We start from the raw sequence: 15,960 nt of genomic DNA on the forward strand, positions 1-15,960 counted from the left end.
CCCGATCGGCTCGGGCGATGACTGTCCTGGTTGACGGGAATCGGGAAGTCCGCGCCGGACTGACAGGATTGCCGATCTGTGTCCGCGGTTCCGGGGAGGAAACGAGCATGTCGCCCGCTGAGGTTTTCGCGCGGCTGAGTGATACCCGCACGCCGGCGGCGGGACCGGTGGTGGTGAAGACCGCCGTGGTGCTGGGCGGGAGCGTCGCGGGGCTGCTCGCGGCGCGGGTGCTCGCGGACCACGCCGACGAGGTCGTGGTGCTGGAGCGCGACGACCCCGGCCCCGGCGCGCGGCCGGGAGCGCCGCAGGGGTCGCAGACGCACGTGCTGCTGCCGGCCGGGCTGCGCCAGCTCGAACGGTGGTTCCCGGGCTTCACCGAGAAGACCGTGGCCGCCGGTGCGCGGCGGGCGCCGGCGCGGTTGCGCCACACGTATTCCGACGGCGTGCGCAAGGTCGTCGGCTCGGACACCGAAATGCTGACCAGCAGCCGGCCGTTCCTGGAGGCGCAGATCCGGGAGCACACGCTGGCGCTGCCGAACGTGCGGGTGCTCGTCGCGCGGGTGACGGGGCTGGAGTTCTCGGACACCGCGGTCACCGCCGTGGAGTACGAGGGCGGGCGCAGGGACGCCGATTTCGTCGTCGACGCGATGGGCCGCTCCAGCCGCCTCGGCGACTGGCTGACCGGCGCCGGGTGGGACCAGCCGCCGATGACGCGGATGAAGATCGACCTGAACTACGCCACCGCCGTGCTGCGCCGCACCGACGAGCGGCCCGAGGCGCGCGTGGGCTTGTCGATGCACTCGCCGGGCGACCCGTCGGGCATCGCGGCCGCGGTCACCGTTCAGCTCGAGGACGACCGGTGGATCGCCACGCTGTCGGGCTACCTCGACCGGCGCCCCGGCAGCACGCCGGAGGACTTCGTCCACCTGTGCCGCACCGCGTTGCCGGACGAGTTCGGCGCCGTCGCCGACCACGAGATGCTCGGCGGCATCGCCACCTACCGCCACGCCGACAGCCGCCGCCGCGACTTCGACCGCGTCCGCCGTTTTCCCGCGCGCTTGGTGGCCACCGGGGACGCCGTCGCGTCCTTCAACCCCATCTACGGGCAGGGCATGGCCTGCGCCGCGTTGCACGCTTCGTGCCTCTCGGAGTACCTGCGCTCGGCGCCGGACCTCGCTGTGCCCGCGAGCGCGTTCTTCGCGCTGCAACGCGTGATCGTCGACGCCGCCTGGGGCCTGTCCACGGGCGGTGACCTCGAACTGCCCCACGTGGACGGCCCCTACCCGCGTGGCTATCGGCTGCAGAAGTGGGCGATCGGGCAGATCGTCGCCGCGTCGGTGCACGACCCGGAAATCGCGCGCCGGTTCGACGAGGTCGCCTACCTGCTGGCGCATCCGTCGACGCTGGCTCGGCCGGGGACGTTGCTGAAGTCGATTCTGGCCAACCGCCGAAAGAAGTGAGAGCCGGTCCGGGCGCCGCGACGCCAGGGCGCCCGGACCGGCGTCGGGTCAGTGCCGGAGTTCGGCGTGGATCAGGAGCGCGTCGTGGTCGGTGTAGGTCGTCGGCAGGATCTGCGCGCGGGGCGCCGCGAGGGTGCCGTAGGAGTGCTGGATGCCGGGGTCCTTGGCGGCGGCCGCGTCGGTCAGCGTCCAGAAGCCCTGGGGCGCGCACGAAGGGTGCCGGTTGACGTCACCGGCGAAGATGGCCGGCCGGTGCCGGGCGGCGAGCACGGTGGACAGCTCGGTGCACTGGACGGAGTTCGTCGTGCCGGGGGCCTCGCCGTCGGTCGACAGGTGGCTGGTGCAGACGTCCACTCCGCGCGCGGTCGTCACGCACAGCCAGCGGCGCTGCTCCACGCCGCTGAACACGGAGTACGGCGCGTCCTGGGCGGCGCGGATCGCGTCCTTGGTCAGCACGGCGTTGCCGAAGAACCCGCGGCCTTCCGGGGTTTTGCAGGCCAGCGGGGCGCCGTTGTAGATCACCGTGGCGAACCGGTAGTGGTAGCGGGTGCGCGCGGCGACCTGGGCCACGTCGCCGCTGCACGCCTCGTTGAGGGTGACCGCGTCGACGTTGTTCGCCTTGATCTTGGCGACGACCTCGTCGACGATCTTCGGGTATTGGGTGCCGGGGTAGCAGCCGGCGTAGCCGCTGGAGCAGACGTTCATCTGCAGCAGCGAGTACGGCGACCGCCCGTGCCCGGCCTCGGCCGCGCCGGCGATGGCGGTGGTGACGGCGGGGGACAGGAGCCCGAAGGCCAGCAGACAGAACAAAACAGTGCGCAGACGCGCTGCGAAACGTTGAGTCACGAGCAGATTCTGCGGCCCGGGCCGGGCCACCCGAAGACCTCTCGGCAAGAGTTCACCGGGTGGACGTCCGGCGGGCAACTTTCGTCCCGGAGTTCGGCGCTTTCCGTTGCGCCACTGCGGTTTCTCGCGATCGCGGGCACCCCGGAACCTGCGCCGGCGGCTTCCGTGGTGCCCGCGATCGCGTCAGCCGCGCCCCGCGGGCCGGGGCAGGTCGAGGTGCTCGCGCAGGGTCGACCCGGTGTACTCCGTGCGGAAGCGGCCCTTCGCCTGAAGCTGCGGCACCACGTGGTCGACGAAGGTGGCCAGCTCGTACGGGAGGGTCGAGCCCATGATCGTGAACCCGTCGACCGCGCCCGCGTCCTGCCAGGTGAGGATGTGGTCGGTGAGCTGCTCGGGTGTGCCGACGAAGTGGTACTGCCCCGCACCGCTCTTCATGGCCGAGGTCAGCTGTCGCAGCGTCGCGGTCGGCTCGGCTCGGGCCGCCTCGACGAGCTGCGCCGCCCGGCTCGACGCCGCGGGCGCTTCGAGCAGCTCCGCGGGCAACGGCGCGTCCGGGTCGTACGCGTCCGGATCGAGCCCGGCGGTGTAGAGCACGTTCTGCCAGCGGAACTCCTCGCTGGACAGGTCCTCCAGGCGCTGGGCCTTTTCCTGTGCGGCCGCTTCGGTGTCGCCGAGCGTGATCATCAACGCCGGCAGCACCAGCACGTGCTCGGGAGCACGCCCGGCCTTGGCGGCTTGCGCGTGCAGGTCGGTGCGGAACGCGACGGCCGCCTCCAGCGACGGCGGACCCGAGAACACCAGCTCCGCGTGACGCGCGGCGAGCCCGATGCCCGCGGCCGACTGCCCCGCCTGCACCAGCACGGGCCACCCCTGCGGCGAGCGCGGGAACGGCAGGATGCCCTCGACGTCGTAGAACTCGCCGTGGAAGTGCGGCGCGTGCAGCTTCGACCGGTCGGCCCAGACACCGTCCGGGCGGTCGCCGACGATGGCGTCGTCTTCCCAGCTGTCCCACGAACGTTTGACGACGTCGACGAACTCGTGCGCCCGCGCGTAGCGGTCGGCGTGGTCGGGGTGCGCGGCCTCGCCGAAGTTCGCCGCGGCCAGTGAGGTGACCGTGGTGACGATGTTCCAGCCCGCGCGCCCGCCGCTGAGGTGATCGAGCGTCGCGAAGCGGCGCGCGAGCTCCCACGGCTTGTTGTACGTGGTGGATCCCGTGCCGATCAGTCCGATGTGGCTGGTGACGCCGGCCAGCGCCGACAGCACCGAGATCGGGTCGAACTGCGTCTGCGGCAGGTGCGACACCCGGTACTCGGGGATGGCGATGTTGTCGGCCAGGAACACCGTGTCCAGCAGGCCGCGCTCGGCCGTGCGCGCGATGTCGGCGAAGTACGGCAGGCCGAGGACCCCGCGCACGTCGTCGCCGACCACGCGCCACGCGGACTCGTGGTAGCCGTTGGGCCAGATGAACGCGTTGAAGTGCAGCGGTCGCATCACGCCAGGCCCTGCTGCTTCAGCCAGTCCTTCGCGACGTCGGCGGCCGGGTCACCGTCGGCGTCGACACGGCTGTTGAGGTCGCGCAGCTCGTCGGTGGTCAGCTTCGCGCTCACGGCGTTCACCGTCGCCGCGAAGTCCGCGCCCCGCTCGTCGAGCACCTTCTGGCTCACCGCCGGCACGACGTTCTCCGTCGGCTCGATCCCGAGGTCGTCCTTGAGCACCACGTACTTCGAGTCACCGGCCACCGGGCTCACCGAGTCGACCGGGATCACGGTCGCGCCACCCGAGTCGAGCTCCTGCACCCGCGGGCCGATCTCCTGCACGGTCTTGAACGTCGCGTTCGTGAGCTTGTACACGTCCTGGAAGCCCTTGAAGCACGGCAGCCGCGTCTCGCACTCCGGACCGCCCGCCATCACGACCTTGTCGAGCTTCTTCAGGTCGCCGATCGTCGAGAGGCCCTTGGACTTCGCCAGGTCCGCCTTCACGATGTAGACGTCCTTGTCCTCGGCCGGCGCGTAGTTCAGCAGGCCGATGCCCTCGGGCTTGAACAGCGCGGCCAGCTGGGTGTGCTCCCCGGCCGCGTCCTTCACCGCGTCCTTGCCGAAGCCGGTCGCGATGGCCGCGCCCTGGTACTCCGGCACGAACTGCAGCTCACCCTTCTTCAGGGACGGGTAGATCAGCTCGCGCGAACCCAGGTTCAGCTTCCGCGTGACCGGGTAGCCCTTCGCCTCCAGCGCGCCCGCGTAGATCTCCGCGAGGATCTGGCTGTCGGTGAAGTTGAACGACGCCACCACGATCGGCGCGCCGCCCTTGCTCTGCGCAGCCGGCTGGTCACTGCCGCCGCCACCGCAGGCCGTGAGGCCCAGCGCCGCCACGGCCAGCAGCGCGGCCGCTCGGATGGTCCGGGTCCAGCGCACGTGCCCACACTCCTCGGGTCGAGAACGGTCTGGGTGACCGATCACTGGGACCCTATAGACGGGTACCGACAGAAACCACATCGTGGGAATCACACGGGGGCGCCGTCCGCTGGGGACAGCGGTTATTCCCGATTCACGGCCAGAAATATCGGTCCGAAAGGTCATCCGCGACGAGCCACCGGTGCAACAATCGAAGACGCTCGCGGACGACCTGATCCCGAAGGCGACAGCCCCGTGACAAGAACGCTGCTGGTCCTGGTCCTCGCGGCGGGCCTGGCGATCTTGGTCGTCTCGCTGACCGGCGGTGACTACCTCCAGGTTCCGCTGACGGTGTTCGTGGTCCTCGGGGCGGGCCTGCTTGCGCGATGGGCCGCCGAGCGCTCCCGCAAGCGTTGAGCCGCGGATCCACCCGGCGCCGAACCGAGAACCGCCGAACCGAGAACCGTCGAAGCACGCATGGTCGCGGCACCTGCGACCGGGCTACGTTGATCACGTGACGAGTTACGCGATCGTGGGGTCCGGCTGGCGCGCGGAGTACTTCTGGCGGCTCGCGGACGAGCTCGACTGCCTCGGTGTGGTGTCGCGCAGCCCGAAGGAGCTGCCGGTGCCCGTGTTCACCTCGCTGGACGAGTGTCTCGCGAAGAAGCCCGACTTCGTGGTGACGTCGGTGCCCTGGCACGTGACGCCCGGCCTGATCCGGGAGCTGGTGGGCCGCGGCGTGCGGGTGCTCGCGGAGACACCGCCGGCGCCCGACCTGGACGGCCTCAGGGCGCTGTGGCGAGACGTCGGCCCGAGTGGTCTGGTCCAGGTCGCCGAGCAGTACAGCCGGATGCCCGCCCACGCGGCCCGCATCGCGCTGGCGCGCTCGGGGGTGATCGGCGACATCACGCGCGTCGACGTGTCCTCCACGCACCAGTACCACGCCGTGTCGTCGATGCGGACCTTCCTCGGCGCCGGCCGCGGGCCGGTGGAGGTGCGCGCCACGCGGACGACCGCGTTGCTGGCGGACCCGCTGTCCCGCGCGGGCTGGGCCGAGAACGTCGAGACCAAACCCGCGGTCACCACGTTCGCCACGATCGTCTTCGAGCAGGGTCTCGGCGTCTACGACTTCACCGACAACCAGTGGCACAACCAGCTCCTGCACCGCCGCCTGCTCGTCCGCGGCACCCGCGGCGAGCTGGCCGACCAGGACGTCCTGCGGCTGACCGCCGACCGCACGATCGTCCACACCCCGATCGTCCGCCGCCAGACCGGCTACGACCTCGACCTCGACGGCTTCGACACCGACCACCTCACCTTCGGCTCCGAGGTCCTCCACCGGAACCCCTACCAGGGCCGCCGGTGGAACGACGAAGAGATCGCCATCGCCACCCTCCTGGCCGATACCGGCGCCTGGGTCCGCGACGAAGGCCCGCCGCCGTACCCGCTGGCCGACGGCATCGAGGACCACCGGATCGCGCTGGCGATCGAGGAGGCGGCGGACCGCGACGCGGTGGTGCGCACCGAGCGCGAAGCCTGGCACTGACCAGCGGAACCGGCACACCAGTGGTCTGCACCACCGGAACCGATTCAGCCGCCAGGTGAATCGGCCACTGGTACAGGCGGTGGATTGACGGAACCCCACGGAACGGGCAAAGATCGTAGACACCCCGATCTGACAACGTTGTCACCCGAAAGGAACGCGATGAGAGCGCGGAAACGCGTGTTCGCCGCCTTGGTGCTCGCCAGTGCCGTGGCCACAGCGGCCACCACCACGGCAGCCACCGCCCAGGCCCAGCAAGGCCCGAAGTTCGCCGACGACCCCACCACGCTCGTCGACACCAGCATCGGCAACAACGGCGACGGGACCACGTTCCCGGGCGCCGCGGTGCCGTTCGGGATGGTGCAGCTGAGCCCCGACACGCAGCTGAACCAGTACGCCTCCTACGACTACAAGCAGGACACCATCCTCGGCTTCAGCCACACGCACCTCTCGGGCGTCGGCTGCCAGACGATGGGCAACTTCCGCTTCATGCCGACCACCGGCGCCGTCACGTCGTCGGACCCGGCGGCCTACGGCGCGAAGTTCAGCCACGCCAACGAAACCCGCGCGCCCGGCTACTACGGCGTGAAGTTCGACAACGGCATCCAGGCCGAGCTCACCGCGACGCAGCGCACCGGCCAGCACCGCTACACCTACCCCGCCGGCTCGGGACCCGAGAACGTGCTGGTGGAGGTCGGCCAGAGCAACGGCTCCACCTACGCCGGCGACGTCCACGTGGTCGGCAGCGACACCGTGGAAGGCTGGCTGCAGGGCGGCAACTTCTGCGGCGAGACCGGCAAGGAGCGCTACCGGATCTTCTTCAGCGCCAAGTTCGACCGCAAGTTCCAGAGCTTCGGCACCTGGACCGACGGCACGATCACCCCGAACCAGCGCGACGCCTCCCGCGGCACCCAGCGCGCCGGCGCCTACCTGACGTTCGACCCCAGTAAGGGTGACCAGGTCGGCGCGTCCGTGGGCCTGTCCTACACCTCGATCGACGGCGCCCGGCTCAACCGCAAGACCGAGCAGCCGAAGTCTTTTGACAACGCGCGTTCCCAAGCGCACAACACCTGGGAGAACGAGCTCGACCGCATGCGGGTGGCTGGTGGAACAACACCAGACCAGCGTACGTATTACACCGCGCTCTACCACTCGCTGCTGCACCCGTCGGTCGGGTCCGATGTGGACAACCGCTACCGCGGCTTCGACGACCAGGTGCACAAGGCCGATTCGACGTACTACCAGATGTTCTCGCTCTGGGACACCTACCGCTCGCAGAACCAGCTCGTGGCGCTGCTGCACCCGGACAAGGCCGCCGACATGGCCAAGTCGGTGTTGCACATCTACCAGGACGGTGGCTGGTTACCACGCTGGGGCCTCGGCAACAGCGAGACCAACGTGATGTCCGGCGACCCCATCACCCCGTGGGTCGTGGACCTCTACAACCGCGGCCTGCTCGACAACCGCACCGCGCACGGCCTGTTCGACGCGCTCTGGAAGAACGCCAACGAGGTCCCCGCCGACCAGTCGATCTTCCGCGGCCGCGACGGCAACCCCAGCTACGTGCAGAACGGCTGGGTCGCCTACCAGAACCTGCCCGGCTACAAGTTCGGCGACAGCCGCCAGGCCGGCTCCGCCACGCTCGAGTACGCGCTGGGCGACTGTTCGCTTTCCACCATGGCGGCGGGGCTGGGTTACCAGGACAAGGCGAAAACTCTCGCAAGCCGCTGTGACAATTTCACCAAACTCTGGGACCCGACGATCACCTCCCAGGGCTTCACCGGCTTCCCCGTCCCGAAGAACGCCGACGGCTCGACCGTGGGCAACCCCGACCCGACGCAGACCAACGCCTTCCACGAGGGCACGGCCTGGCAGTACCAGTGGATGGGCCAGCAGGACCCGCAGACCCTCTTCGGGCTGATGGGCGGCGCCGGGCAGGCCGAGCAGCGGCTCGACAAGTTCTTCGACATGCCCACCGTGCTCACGGACCCGGCGAAGGCCGCCGCGGACTCCTGGGTGACGGGCGCCTACGACTACCACAACAACTTCGCCTTCAACCCCAACAACGAGCCCGACTTCGCCGCCCCGTGGATGTACACGTGGACCGGCGCGCCGTGGAAGACGTCGGCCGTGCTGCGCGCCATGCGCACGCTCTTCACCGACAATGTCTACGGCATGCCCGGCAACGACGACCTCGGCGCCACCTCGTCGCTGCTCGTCTTCGCCATGGCCGGCATCTTCGAGGCCCAGCCCGGCTCCGCGACCTACGTGATCACCGCGCCCATGTTCGACAAGGTCGAGATCAGGCCCGAGCACGGCCGCACGATCACCATCGAGGCCCCGGGCGCCAGCGCGTCGAAGCTGCAGTACGTGTCCTCGGTCAAGACCGACGGCCCCGGCAACCGGGGCAACGACGGCAAGCTGCGCCAGAGCTGGCTGTCGCACAAGGACCTGCTGCGTGCGGGGACGATCAAGATTCAGCTCTCGGACACCCCGACGAGCTGGGGCGTCAACGCCGGTCCGCCGGCGGTGGCGCGCGCCTGACAAGTCCGGGGTTGCGGTCCAACAGGGCCGCAACCCCGGGCTTCAGTGCTTCGCGAGCTTCAGTTGCTTCAGTGCTTCGCCTGCAACGCGGCGAGCACGCCCTGCCACGCTTCGCGCGAGACGGTGAGTTGTCCCGCTTCGCGATTCTTGGTGTCCCGGACACCGATCTCCTCCGAGACGGCCACCTCGACACACTCGGAATTCGCCTGACTGTAGGACGACTTCCGCCACTGGGCAGCCTGCATGTCTGGCCTCCGCCTATCTCGCTGCCTCCGCGATCACCTCGCGGCTGGCTTCTTCGCTCAACGCCTCTCCGGCCAGAAGCCTAGCAAGCTGCTGATAGAGACTCCCATCCTTATCGCTGCTGAGGAACGAGGTAGTACTGAACTGCTCAAGCAGTACAACGGGATTCCGATGGCCATATTCATAAATCGTGAACGATCCCGCCATGCCGGGGTGGTATTGTGGCCGTCGTGGCAGGACTCGCAGCGTGACGTTGGGTCGCTCCGACAAGGCCAGTAGGTGATCCATCTGGTCTGACATGACCCAATCAGGTGCCAACGGTTCATCGATGGCATGGAGGGAAATGGTCGCGGAATACTTGATCGGATCGCGCCGAGTAAGAATCTTCTGTCGATCGAGCCGAACCCGAATGCGCGCATCTGTCTGGGTGTCGGTGAGTCCCGAAGCTTCGAATACCCTGCGTGCATAATCCGGTGTCTGCAATATTCCCGGAATGACATAGGTAGCCCACGCGCTGATTGACTTTGCACCCTGTTCGTATTGCAGCAGGGTGGTCAATTCCGGAGTCAGCTCCGCCTCGCCGGTGGCCATCCAGTTGGGGTCCCGGACATTGCGCGCCAGGTCCATGATCCGCCGCTTCGACTCGCCGATCACGCGGAAGAAGCCCAGCATGGCGGAGACGTCCTCGATGGAGGGGATGCGGGTTCCGGCTTCCCAGTGCGCAACGAGACTCGGGTTCAGGTCGAGTGCCCGCGACAGTTCGCGAAGGCCGAACTTCTTCGCTTCGCGCACTTCGCGCAGCGCCGCACCCAGCGCCACGGCGCGCGGGGTGCCAGAAGGCTTGGTCATGGGCGTCAGCATACGTAATCGGATGATCACCCGGGCCGCCGTTGGCGTTTACCGCTGTGCACAGAAGGCTAAGTTCGGCACGTTGCTGAATAGGGGAGACCGTTGTGTTGAGATGGCAGCAGGCCGAGGGAAAACGGCACGCCCTCGAAGGGCCTTTCGCGCCGCGTCCGGAGGAATCGTTCGTCGCGTTGTGCGGGGTGGAGGTGACCGTGGCGCGGGAGGACGTTCCGCAGCTCGGCGGGAATTGGTTCGATCCGACGTGTGCGGTGTGTTCGTCGGCGTGGTTGAGCCGGACGTGAACGACACCGTGCTCCTCGAGCGGATCCGGGATCTGCACGCGTCGCTGGCCACGGATCTGGCGTTCCTGGCGCGCACGTTCGAGGAAGACCTGCCGCGCCCCGACGCGTTGCGCGACCTCGGCGAGCGGTTGCTCGACCTGGGTGGCGCGCTGGTGACCAGGTCGGACGAGCTGAACGCCGCCATCCTCGCCGTGCTGCCGCCCGACGGCTGGCTGCCGGAGGCGGGCACGCGCCGGCACGTCATCGGGCTGGTGCACCAGGTGGGGCCGAGGCCGTTGCGGTGCGGGAACGTGTTCCTGGCGTTGTGCGGTTCGGCGTGTTACCCGTTCTACGGCCGCGACGCCACGAACCGCGCGGCACGGCACCAAAGGTGCGAATCGTGCCAAGCCCGGGGCTCTTCGCGAGCGTGACCGGCGGTTTTCGTGTTGGCTGGACCGATGGCAGAGGACGAGCAGGGGGCGAAGGACGAGAAGGACCAGAACGACCCGAAGAACCAGAAGAGCCAGAAGACGAGCACCGAGCGGCTGTTCAAGATCGCGATCGCGCTCAAAGGGCTCGACGGCGCGCTGCAGCTGGTCGGGGCGCTGATCCTGGCGTTCATCCCGTCGTCGGTGGTCACCGGATTCACCCATGCCGTGATCACGCGCGACCTGCTGGGCGACCCGTCGGGCACGCTCGCCCACCACCTGGAGCTCGCGACCGAGCACTTCGTGGACGGTGGGACGAAGACGTTCGCGGTCGCGTACCTGCTGGCCCACGGCGTGATCAAGCTGGCGCTGGTGTTCGCGCTCTCGCGCAAGTGGGTGCGCGCCTACCCGGTGGCGATGGTGGTGCTGGGCGCGTTCGTGGTCTACGAGGTGTACCGGGCGATCGACACGCATTCGATCGCGTTGCCGTTCTTCGCGGCGCTCGACGCGGTGATCATCGTGCTCGTCTACCGCGAATACCGGCAGCTGCGCCGGGAACGCGCCGATCAGCGTGAGCCGGGCAGCCCGGGCTCAGGCGGCGCCGGTTCAGGCAGCTGAAGGAAATCGTTCGGTGACGATGGCGGCCACGTCCACCTCCGGCTGTTCGACGAAGAGCGCGGTGGCGTTGTCGGTGCCGCCGAAGGCGATGGCCGTCTCGACCAGCGCCGCGGCGCCGCGCTCGGGGTCGGCCAGGATCTCGTCGATGGTGGAGGGCGGGAGGACCTTGTGCACGCCGTCGCTGGTGAGCAGCAGGCCGCCGCCGACGACCTCCGTCGTGCCGATCTCGTCGGGTTTCGTGGTGCGCACGCTCGTGGTGACCATGTGCTCCATGCGCGGCGAGTACGGCTGGTGGCGCGCGCGGAAGTACTCGGCGAGCGTGTGGTCGGTGGTGAGCTTGCGGATCATGGTGCCGTCCCAGGCGTACGCGCGGGAGTCGCCGACCCACGCGATGCGGTAGCCGCCGGGGAAGGGCATGGCGACCACGAGCACGGCGTCGCCGGTGCCGCCGAGCTCGCGCAGGGCGCGCTGGGCGTTGAGGATCGCGGCGACGGGCCCGCTCTGCACGGGCGTGCGCGCGGCGGCCGCGGCGGCGGTCTGGGCGGCGCGGCCGGCGCCGGGGTCGTCGCCGACGCCGTCGGCGAGCGCGAAGGTGATCCCGGGCGCGCCGGCGAGGGCGTAGGCGCTCACGGCGTCGGCGTTGCGCTCGCGGGGGCCCTGGGCGCTGGCGGTGTGCCAGCGTGGGTATCCGGCCATCGTGACCTCCCGGGTGTTCGCGGCTTTCCCCCTTGCACTTTCCAGAATGCGCCCGTTTCCTGGGAACATCCTGAGGAGTGGCTGTTTTTCCCCTGTTGGCCTAAACCTCTGCCTCACACCGGCGGAGGCCACCTCGCACTGGGCGAGATGGCCTCCGGGTGGTCACTTCGTGAGGTCGTAGACGGTCGTGTTGCCGACGGTGGTGGCGGTGAAGTTCGTCGCGACCCACTCGGTGATCTCGCTGGAGCCGCCACCGGGCCCGCCTCCGCGGCCGCCGTCGACGTAATAGGAGACCTGGCCGTTCGCCACGTACTGCTGGAACTCCGCGAGCGTCGGGGCCGGGTCGCTGCCGGACCAGCCGCCGACGCCGATCACGGACTTGCCGCCGGCCAGTTCCAGGCTCGCGGCCGACTGGGAGCCGGTGGTGGCGGCGGCCCACTTCGTGGTGGTCTGGGCCAGTAGCCGGCTGACCATGGTGTCGGCTTGTTCGCCGCCGAAGCCGCCCCCTCCGAACCCGCCGGTGGTGGCCGGGCCGGACATGGGGATGGAGCCGGTGTGGGGCTGGGCGGCCGTGTCGACGGCGTAGGCGGCGGTGCCGAGGCCGAGCGTCAGCACACTCACCGCGGCCAGCACCACCAGCGCCTTGCGCAGTGGGGGCACGCCGACGACCACGACCGTCGCGACGAGCACCCCCAGCACCACGATGATCCACCGCAGCGCGGGGAACCAGTCGGGCGTGCGGTCGAGGAGGATGAAGCTCCACACGGCCGTCACGGCGATCATCGCGCCGAGCACGGCCCGTGGCGCGGTCTGGGCGCGGCCGCGCCACAGCGCGTGGCCGGAAATCGCGACCAGGGCGGCGATCGCGGGGGCGAGCTGCACGGCGTAGTACGGGTGGATGGTGCCGCTCATGAAGCTGAACACCAGTCCCGTGACGAGCAGCCAGCCGCCCCAGACGACGAGCGCGGCGCGGGTGCGGTCGGTGCGCGCGGCGCGGCGGGTGAACCACAGGCCGGCGACGAGGCTGATGATCGCGGCGGGCAGCAGCCAGGAGACCTCCGTGCCGAAGCTGGCGCCGAACATGCGGCCGAGGCCGGAGCTGCCGCCGAACATCGTGTTGCCGCCCGCGTTGCCACCGCCGCCGAAACCGCCTCCGGCGTTGCCTTCGCCGCCGAAGATGCGCCCGAGCCCGTTGTAGCCCAGTGCCAGCTCCAGGAGGCTGTCGCCGGTGCTGCCGCCGATGTAGGGCCGGGACGCGGCGGGCCACAGCTCGACGAGCGCCACGAACCAGCCCGCGGACACGACCACGGCGGCCGCGGCGGAGAGGAGGTGGAGCAAGCGCTTCCCGAGCGTCACCGGGGCGGCGATGAGGTAGGCCAGCGCGAAGGCGGGCAGGACGAGGAAGGCCTGCATCATCTTCGTCAGGAAGCCGAAGCCGATGGCCACACCGGCCAGTGCGAGCCAGCCCGGGCTCGCCTTTTCCAGTGCCCGCACGGTGAAGTAGGCGGCGGCGATGAGCAGCAGGACGAGCAGGGCGTCGGGGTTGTTGAAGCGGAACATCAGCGCGGCGACGGGTGTCAGGGCGAGTCCGGCACCGGCGAGGAGGCCGGGGACGGGGCCGGAGACCCGGCGGACCGTCAGGTAGAGCAGTCCGACGGACGCGACGCCCATGAGCGCCTGCGGGGCCAGCACCGTGAAGCTGGAGAAGCCGAAGATGCGTGCGAAGGCCGTGCCGACCCAGAGGGCGGCGGGTGGTTTGTCGACGGTGATCACGTTGCCGGAGTCCAGCGAGCCGAAGAGCCAGGCCTCGACGTTCTGCGTGCCCGACTGCACGGCGGCGGCGTAGAAAGAGTTGCCGAAGCCCGAGGCCGTGAGGTCCCAGAAGTAGAGCCCGGCCGTGAGGGCCAGGAGGCCGAACACGGCCGGGCGCACCCACGGCGGCAAGTTTTCCTTGCGATGTATCGGGTTCTTCTTGGCGGGGACGGCGAGCGTGGCGGTCATGGGGTCTCCTCGGACGGGCGCCGGCGAGGGTTGAACACCCAGCCGCGCAGCAACAGGAAGCGCAGCACCGTGGCGGCGAGGTTCGCCAGCACGAGCACGGTGGTCTCCAGCACGAGCCCGGGGTGGGTCGTGTGGTTGAGCAGGGCCAGCGAGCCGCTGGTGAGCACCAGGCCGAGGCCGAACACGATCAGGCCCTCGAACTGGTGGCGCCCGGCCCCGCCGCGCCCGCGGACGCCGAACGTGACGCGCCGGTTGACCGCGGTATTGGCGACAGCCGTGACGAACAGGGCGAGGAAGTTCGCGGGCTGCGAGCCGATTCCGTTGCGGAGCAGAAGGAACAGCAGCAGGTACGCGGCGGTGCTGGCGACCCCGACGGCGGCGAAGCGCACGAGCTGCTTCACGAGGCCGGGCGGGACGCCGGGCGCGGTGACGCCGATGGGCTCGCGCCCGAGCTGCTCGCGCAGGCGGCGCACGGGGATCTCGCCGGTGAACGTGGCCCGCGTGATGCGCACGATGCCCTTGAGGTCTTCGGTGGCCGTCTTGACGATGTGGACGGACGACTCGGGGTCGTCCACCCAGTCGACGGGGACCTCGTGGATCCTCAGGCCCGCGCGCTGCGCGAGGACGAGGAGCTCGGTGTCGAAGAACCAGCCCGTGTCCCGCACGTGGGGGAGCAGACGGCGGGCGACGTCGGCGCGGATGGCCTTGAAGCCGCACTGCGCGTCGGAGAACCGGGCGGCGAGTGCGCTCTTGAGGATGAGGTTGTAGCAGCGTGAAATGAACTCACGTTTGGGGCCGCGCACCACGCGCGCGCCTCGCGCGAGCCGGCTGCCGATGGCGAGGTCCGAGTGACCGGACAGCAGCGGCGCCACGAGCGGCTGCAGGGCGGCGAGGTCGGTGGAGAGGTCGACGTCCATGTAGGCCAGCACCTGGGCGTCCGAAGTGGACCAGACGGCGTTGAGCGCGCGGCCGCGGCCCTTCTCGTCGAGGTGGTGGACCTCGACCTGGGCGAACTCTCTCGCGAGCCGCTCGGCGACGGGGAGCGTCTTGTCGGTGCTCGCGTTGTCCGCGATGGTGATGCGGTAGGCGTAGCCGGCGTGCTCCTCGAGGTGCGCGTGCAGCCGGCGGATGCAGGGCTCCAGGTCGGTTTCCTCGTTGTACACCGGGATCACGACGTCGAGCACCGGCTGCGGCCCACCGAGGCCGACCGGCGTCGACCCGGGCCGGGGCTGCGGCACTTCCGCCTTGGCCCCGGTTCCGGTTCCGTTTCGGGAGGGTGCGGTGGCGTTCATGGGAGCCATCGTTCGGCTCCCGGCTTTGGCCGGCTTGTGGCGCCGCTGTGGGGCGCCTGTGGGTCGGCTCCCGATCGGGTGATCTTGAACGGCTGGGGGTTGCTCGTAGGATGGGCCGATGCTGTTCGAGGCACGGCTGCGGGAAGGCATCCACGCGGGGCGCGTGACCGTGATGGTGCGCAGGTGGGCGCGCAACAAGGCGATCGCCGGGCACCGGTACCGGACGGGCGTCGACCTCATCGAGGTGGAGCACGTCGACGAGGTGGCCGTCGAGGATCTGACGGACGAGGACGCGGTGGCGGCCGGCTACGCGGATGTGGCGGAGCTGGTCGCGAACCTGCGTGGGGACGAGTCGGTGCCGTTGTACCGGGTGTCGTTCCACGTGGTGCAGGGCGGGGATCCGCGGGACACGCTGGCGGCGGACGCGGCACTGTCGGGTTCGGACGTCGAGGCGATTTCCGCGCGGTTGACGAGGTTTGACGCTTCGGGTCCGGATGGGCCGTGGACGAGGGCGGTGCTGGAGGCGATCGAGGCGAACCCGGGGCTGCGGGCGGGGACGCTGGCCGAGCAGCTGGGGTGGGCGGAACTGCTGGTGTTCAAGCGGTCCGTGCGCAAGCTGAAGGACCTGGGCCTCACGCTCTCGCTCGAGGTGGGGTACCGGATTTCGCCGCGGGGCGAGGCTTATCTCAGGTTGTCAGGTCGTACACGGTGACACCGTCCACTGTGGTCGCCTGGTAGGTGTCGGCGACCCAGGTGGCGATCTGCCGGGCGT

The 15,960-nt window shown here is 69.8% G+C and carries 16 protein-coding genes; 8 read left to right on the top strand and 8 right to left on the bottom strand.

The features are described from left to right. Window positions 1-107 precede the first annotated feature (107 nt). On the top strand, window positions 108-1,460 hold the full coding sequence (locus ACFY1H_RS43160) for an FAD-dependent oxidoreductase (RefSeq protein ID WP_386955946.1): 1,353 nt from the start codon (window positions 108-110) through the stop codon (window positions 1,458-1,460). Window positions 1,461-1,508: 48 nt separating this feature from the next. Here the strand turns inward: ACFY1H_RS43160 and ACFY1H_RS43165 are convergent, their stop codons facing one another. The 3 genes from ACFY1H_RS43165 to ACFY1H_RS43175 form a co-directional block, all read right to left on the bottom strand. After that, window positions 1,509-2,306: an endonuclease/exonuclease/phosphatase family protein gene (locus tag ACFY1H_RS43165; RefSeq protein ID WP_386955948.1), complete on the bottom strand. Its 798-nt coding sequence runs from the start codon at window positions 2,304-2,306 to the stop codon at window positions 1,509-1,511. Between the two features lie 183 nt (window positions 2,307-2,489). Continuing rightward, a complete protein-coding gene (locus ACFY1H_RS43170) occupies window positions 2,490-3,797 on the bottom strand; it encodes an LLM class flavin-dependent oxidoreductase (RefSeq protein ID WP_366583962.1) in 1,308 nt (435 codons plus the stop codon). Continuing rightward, window positions 3,797-4,717 (bottom strand): ABC transporter substrate-binding protein, encoded by a 921-nt coding sequence (locus tag ACFY1H_RS43175; protein ID WP_366583936.1) that lies wholly within the window; start codon window positions 4,715-4,717, stop codon window positions 3,797-3,799. The genes ACFY1H_RS43170 and ACFY1H_RS43175 overlap by 1 nt, the downstream gene beginning before the upstream one ends. Before the next feature lie 234 nt (window positions 4,718-4,951). Between ACFY1H_RS43175 and ACFY1H_RS43180 the strand changes: the two genes are divergently transcribed. The 3 genes from ACFY1H_RS43180 (at window position 4,952) to ACFY1H_RS43190 (ending at window position 8,783) form a co-directional block, all read left to right on the top strand. Continuing rightward, entirely contained in the window at window positions 4,952-5,113 is a 162-nt protein-coding gene (locus ACFY1H_RS43180) for a hypothetical protein (protein WP_386955949.1), read from the top strand. A 97-nt stretch (window positions 5,114-5,210) separates the two neighbouring features. After that, window positions 5,211-6,242 carry a hypothetical protein gene (locus tag ACFY1H_RS43185; protein WP_386955950.1) on the top strand — a complete coding sequence of 344 codons (1,032 nt, stop codon included), beginning with the start codon at window positions 5,211-5,213 and terminating at the stop codon, window positions 6,240-6,242. A gap of 159 nt (window positions 6,243-6,401) precedes the next feature. Further along, window positions 6,402-8,783, top strand: a complete 2,382-nt coding sequence (locus ACFY1H_RS43190) for a GH92 family glycosyl hydrolase (RefSeq protein WP_386955951.1) — start codon at window positions 6,402-6,404, stop codon at window positions 8,781-8,783. A gap of 68 nt (window positions 8,784-8,851) precedes the next feature. Here the strand turns inward: ACFY1H_RS43190 and ACFY1H_RS43195 are convergent, their stop codons facing one another. Both ACFY1H_RS43195 and ACFY1H_RS43200 read right to left on the bottom strand, forming a co-directional pair. Continuing rightward, the gene (locus ACFY1H_RS43195; protein WP_386955953.1) at window positions 8,852-9,028 is read right to left on the bottom strand and encodes a DUF397 domain-containing protein; all 177 of its coding nucleotides are present in this window, start codon (window positions 9,026-9,028) and stop codon (window positions 8,852-8,854) included. Window positions 9,029-9,041: 13 nt separating this feature from the next. Next, complete coding sequence (locus ACFY1H_RS43200) at window positions 9,042-9,875, bottom strand: helix-turn-helix transcriptional regulator (protein ID WP_366583931.1); 834 nt, start codon at window positions 9,873-9,875, stop codon at window positions 9,042-9,044. 104 nt (window positions 9,876-9,979) lie between these two features. On the opposite strand from ACFY1H_RS43200, the gene ACFY1H_RS43205 reads away from it, so the two are divergent. The 3 genes from ACFY1H_RS43205 to ACFY1H_RS43215 are packed head-to-tail and all read left to right on the top strand — an operon-like array spanning window position 9,980 to window position 11,199. Then, complete coding sequence (locus tag ACFY1H_RS43205; RefSeq protein WP_285973809.1) at window positions 9,980-10,174, top strand: zinc finger protein; 195 nt, start codon at window positions 9,980-9,982, stop codon at window positions 10,172-10,174. Beyond that, the gene (locus ACFY1H_RS43210) at window positions 10,156-10,584 is read left to right on the top strand and encodes a hypothetical protein (protein ID WP_386955954.1); all 429 of its coding nucleotides are present in this window, start codon (window positions 10,156-10,158) and stop codon (window positions 10,582-10,584) included. The genes ACFY1H_RS43205 and ACFY1H_RS43210 overlap by 19 nt, the downstream gene beginning before the upstream one ends. 27 nt (window positions 10,585-10,611) lie before the next feature. Then, the gene (locus ACFY1H_RS43215; protein ID WP_386955955.1) at window positions 10,612-11,199 is read left to right on the top strand and encodes a DUF2127 domain-containing protein; all 588 of its coding nucleotides are present in this window, start codon (window positions 10,612-10,614) and stop codon (window positions 11,197-11,199) included. Here ACFY1H_RS43215 and ACFY1H_RS43220 read toward each other — a convergent pair. The 3 genes from ACFY1H_RS43220 to ACFY1H_RS43230 all read right to left on the bottom strand — a co-directional run bounded on the left by ACFY1H_RS43220 (window position 11,188) and on the right by ACFY1H_RS43230 (window position 15,188). Beyond that, complete coding sequence (locus ACFY1H_RS43220; protein WP_386955956.1) at window positions 11,188-11,895, bottom strand: PP2C family protein-serine/threonine phosphatase; 708 nt, start codon at window positions 11,893-11,895, stop codon at window positions 11,188-11,190. The two genes, ACFY1H_RS43215 and ACFY1H_RS43220, sit on opposite strands and share 12 nt — an antisense overlap. A 162-nt stretch (window positions 11,896-12,057) precedes the next feature. Beyond that, window positions 12,058-13,896, bottom strand: coding sequence for a glycosyltransferase family 39 protein (locus tag ACFY1H_RS43225; RefSeq protein WP_386955957.1), 1,839 nt, complete (start codon window positions 13,894-13,896; stop codon window positions 12,058-12,060). After that, window positions 13,893-15,188 carry a bifunctional glycosyltransferase family 2/GtrA family protein gene (locus ACFY1H_RS43230; RefSeq protein ID WP_366583926.1) on the bottom strand — a complete coding sequence of 432 codons (1,296 nt, stop codon included), beginning with the start codon at window positions 15,186-15,188 and terminating at the stop codon, window positions 13,893-13,895. Before ACFY1H_RS43230 ends, ACFY1H_RS43225 begins: the two co-directional genes overlap by 4 nt. 118 nt (window positions 15,189-15,306) lie before the next feature. On the opposite strand from ACFY1H_RS43230, the gene ACFY1H_RS43235 reads away from it, so the two are divergent. Beyond that, on the top strand, window positions 15,307-15,900 hold the full coding sequence (locus ACFY1H_RS43235) for a hypothetical protein (protein ID WP_386955958.1): 594 nt from the start codon (window positions 15,307-15,309) through the stop codon (window positions 15,898-15,900). Window positions 15,901-15,960: the final 60 nt, after the last annotated feature.

Origin of the sequence: Amycolatopsis sp. NPDC001319, assembly GCF_042896185.1 — a bacterium.
Classification (GTDB): Bacteria; Actinomycetota; Actinomycetes; order Mycobacteriales; family Pseudonocardiaceae; genus Amycolatopsis.

Bases quoted from the DNA above. Each gene is read 5' to 3' on its own strand.
- ACFY1H_RS43220 (WP_386955956.1), bottom strand. From the start codon at position 11,895: ATGGCCGGATACCCACGCTGGCACACCGCCAGCGCCCAGGGCCCCCGC.
- ACFY1H_RS43215 (WP_386955955.1), top strand. From the start codon at position 10,612: ATGGCAGAGGACGAGCAGGGGGCGAAGGACGAGAAGGACCAGAACGAC.
- ACFY1H_RS43190 (WP_386955951.1), top strand. From the start codon at position 6,402: ATGAGAGCGCGGAAACGCGTGTTCGCCGCCTTGGTGCTCGCCAGTGCC.
- ACFY1H_RS43230 (WP_366583926.1), bottom strand. From the start codon at position 15,188: ATGAACGCCACCGCACCCTCCCGAAACGGAACCGGAACCGGGGCCAAG.
- ACFY1H_RS43225 (WP_386955957.1), bottom strand. From the start codon at position 13,896: ATGACCGCCACGCTCGCCGTCCCCGCCAAGAAGAACCCGATACATCGC.
- ACFY1H_RS43235 (WP_386955958.1), top strand. From the start codon at position 15,307: ATGCTGTTCGAGGCACGGCTGCGGGAAGGCATCCACGCGGGGCGCGTG.
- ACFY1H_RS43170 (WP_366583962.1), bottom strand. From the start codon at position 3,797: ATGCGACCGCTGCACTTCAACGCGTTCATCTGGCCCAACGGCTACCAC.
- ACFY1H_RS43195 (WP_386955953.1), bottom strand. From the start codon at position 9,028: ATGCAGGCTGCCCAGTGGCGGAAGTCGTCCTACAGTCAGGCGAATTCC.
- ACFY1H_RS43200 (WP_366583931.1), bottom strand. From the start codon at position 9,875: ATGACCAAGCCTTCTGGCACCCCGCGCGCCGTGGCGCTGGGTGCGGCG.
- ACFY1H_RS43160 (WP_386955946.1), top strand. From the start codon at position 108: ATGTCGCCCGCTGAGGTTTTCGCGCGGCTGAGTGATACCCGCACGCCG.